3 protein-coding genes are annotated in these 3,248 nt (G+C 56.2%); all 3 read left to right on the top strand.

Going from position 1 to position 3,248, the window contains the following annotated elements; genetic code table 11:
• Window positions 1-904, top strand: a 904-nt coding sequence (locus NW838_RS11870; RefSeq protein WP_414428095.1) for a TrkH family potassium uptake protein, incomplete at its 5' end; no start/stop codon positions are given.
• A 78-nt stretch (window positions 905-982) separates the two neighbouring features.
• Entirely contained in the window at window positions 983-2,089 is a 1,107-nt protein-coding gene (locus tag NW838_RS11865) for a phosphotransacetylase family protein (RefSeq protein ID WP_414428094.1), read from the top strand.
• 478 nt (window positions 2,090-2,567) lie between these two features.
• Window positions 2,568-3,068, top strand: coding sequence for a ribonuclease H family protein (locus NW838_RS11860; RefSeq protein ID WP_414428093.1), 501 nt, complete (start codon window positions 2,568-2,570; stop codon window positions 3,066-3,068).
• The last annotated feature ends 180 nt before the right edge of the window (window positions 3,069-3,248 follow it).

Here is a 3,248-nt window from a genome sequence, read left to right as displayed (position 1 = left end):
TCTGCTGCTCTCGGTGCCCTGGCGGGATCTCTATGGGCCGGGGCGGGCAGTTTTTCTGGCTATTTTTCACGCGGTGTCGGCCTTTTGTAATGCAGGATTTGACCTGTTTGGCCGGGAAGGGATCCCTACAGACGGTCTGTCGCTGGCGATTTTGGCCGGTCTGATTTTTATCGGCGGTTTGGGCATCCCAGTTTTGTCGGATTTGTTAACCTGGCCACGGGGCCACCGCCCCTCTCTGCACACCCGGATTACCCTGGGCGTGGTGGTGGTTTTGCTCTGCACGGGCGGCATTGGCTTGTTTTTGGGAGAGAGCTTGCCCGGCGGATCCCTGCTGGAGGTAAGCTGGCCCCACCGCTTGGGCCTGACGTTTTTTCAATCGGTTTCTGCCCGAACGGCTGGGTTTGCCGGGATCCCCATTGAGGATTTGACCCCGGCAAGCCAGTTGCTGCTGATGGCTCTCATGTTTATTGGGGCAGCCCCAGCTTCTATGGGGGGCGGCATGACCACCGGCACCTTGGCGGTGTTGGTGTTGGCCCTCTGGGGCTATGCCCGCGGTTTGCCCAGCGCTCAGATTGCCGGGCGCAGCTTGGATCCCTCCATGGTGCGCAAGGCGGCAGCGGTGTTAACGGTTTCTCTGTTTGTGGTATTGTTGGCGGCTTGGTTGATTTTGCTGACCCACAGTAACAGTAGGTTGGATCCGGTGTTGTTTGAGGTGATCTCCGCCTTTGCCACCTGCGGCCTCTCGACGGGCTTTACCGGGGAGCTCAACTGGTTTGGCCAACTGATCATTGTGCTGGTGATGTTCTGGGGCCGGTTGGGGGCATTGACGATTGTCTTGGCCTTGGCTCAACAACAGCCCCGCCCGTTGGTAACCTACCCTGAAGAGTCGATCCTAATCGGTTAGTCCAGAACTGAGGAGAGAGCAGCCTCCGTTAGACTGAGTAAGGGATCCCTTCGTCCCTCTCGTTACCGGGAGCCATCCGTGTCCAAGTTCCTTTTAATTGGTTCTACTGAGCCCTTCAGCGGTAAGTCGGCTGCCATCTTGGGTTTGGCCAAACACCTGCAGCAGCAAGGGATGAAAGTCACCTATGGGAAGCCCATCGGTTCTTGCGAGCGGGAGGATTGCTCGCTGGAAGGGGGCGATCCGGATATGCGCTTTGTGGCGGAGTCTCTGCGGCTGACGATTGACCAAATGCCGCCGATGCTGCTCCGGCTCAACGAAGAGGCTTTGCTGGCCCAAATGAAGCGAGCTCCCGAGGATCCAGCTCCAGAGTGCCCGGTTGCCCCTCTGTTGGAGTTTGTCCGGCGATCCCCTGCGGATTTGGTGCTGTTGGAAGGCCCAGCCGATCTTTATGAGGGGGAATTGTTTGGCTTGTCGCTGGCCAAGATGGCCCAAGCCCTGAATGCTCCGGTACTGCTGATCAATCGCTACCATTCCCCCTTGGCCGTCGATTCTCTTCTCTTTGTTCATCGCCAACTGGGATCCCATTTGGCAGGCGTGCTGCTGAACGATGTGCCGCCCGACCAGGTGCAACCGGCAAAAACGATCATTCGGCCTTTTTTGGAGGGACACGGGATCCCGGTGCTGGGGATTTTGCCCTCCCATCGCATTTTGCGCAGCATCAGCGTTGGGGAGTTGGTGCGGCAACTGGATGCCGAGGTGCTCTGCTGTCCGGATCGGATGGACCTGATGGTTGAAGACATTGCGGTAGGGGCGATGAACGTCAACTCGGCCTTGAAGTACTTCCGTAAGCTGGATCACAAGGCGGTGATCACCGGCGGAGACCGCACCGATATTCAACTGGCCGCCCTAGAAACTTCCACCCTCTGCCTGATCTTGACCGGCAAGCTCCCTCTGGATCCCCGCATTCAGTCTCGAGCAGAAGAGCTGGAAGTGCCGATCCTCTCGGTGGATCTGGACACCTTCACCACCATCAACCGCATCGAACGGGTTTTTGGGCAGATTCGCCTGCACGAGGAGGTGAAAGTCCGCTGCATCCAAGAGCTAATGTCAGCGAATTTTGACTTTTCCCGTCTCTATGCTCATTTGGACTTGACACAACCCCTAGTGTCGGCGGTAGGTGCATAAGAAAAGTTATTACTGGCTTCTCTATATTTGGTGTCTAAATAGATATTTCTTCGAGATTGAGCACTATATCTGATCAAGACGAAATAAGCTCAGTTTTGACGCGCTGGTCTCTAGTGTCTGATGCTTTCCAGTATCTGCAATGATTTCTGCAAAAAAACGCAGGGATCTATCGCCGGTTTGGCCTACTCACCGAATTCGAGAGATATCATGCGAGTATTCATCACCTCAACACACCACTCCTCCCCCAGATTTTCTGGGGGTTTTTGTTCGCGCCGTTTTGGCAGAATTTCCCTGTCTCTCTAACCTTACGTCACGTGAGCTGGTGTTGACGAGGTTTATACTACTGATAGTGTAAAGTAAAACTTTCCCGGAACTAGATACACTAAATAGTGGTGCTGGCACGCCCTTGTGCGGTAAGATGCAGTGTCTGTTGTCGAGCCGGGATCCCAAATCTTCCCGTTAGCATCGGATGAGCACCATGACCAAGGTTTCACGGATGCGCAGCCGCAAAGGAGCGCGCCCCAGCCGTCTGGCTGCCTGCCCCCGCAGCGGCATCTTCACGGACGGGGGATGTTCTCCTAACCCGGGGCCAGGGGGATGGGCCGTGGTGGTGGTTCAAGATGATCAAATTGTGGAAGAGTTTTGGGGAGGGGATCCCGATAGCACCAGCAACCGCATGGAACTGACCGGCTTAATTCGGGCTTTGCGGTATTGCCGTGACACCCAAGGCAACAGCGTGGACACCATCTACAGCGATTCCCACCTCTGCGTGCAAACCTACAACCGTTGGATGTCGCAGTGGGCAGCTCAGGGATGGCGGCGGCGCACAGGCCCGGTGGAAAACCTGGATTTGATCCAGGAACTGTATCGGCTAAAGCAGGAGTGCCCCCAGGTGCGGGTGGTTTGGATCCAGGCTCACGAAGGGTTGCGCTGGAACGAGTACGTGGATGAGTTGGTCGCTCGCGCCCGGCCAAAGTAACAATTTCTACATATTCCGATGTATGAGGCTGCGATCACAGACAGGCTCTGAGTCCATCGCCTATCCTCAAGAGGACGGCTCGTCGCAGGTGTGATATGAAGACCCAACTTCAGTGCCGGTTTCGTCCTCTCTCCCTTACGTTGATGGCGGTGGGGGGCTCTTGGCTTCTGGGATCCTGCC

The sequence above is a fragment of the Synechococcus sp. R55.2 genome, from assembly GCF_047462075.1.
In the GTDB taxonomy this organism is placed as follows: Bacteria; Cyanobacteriota; Cyanobacteriia; order Thermostichales; family Thermostichaceae; genus Thermostichus.
Note: the sequence above shows the minus strand (reverse complement) of the source record. Positions and strands in the feature narration are given on the sequence as shown.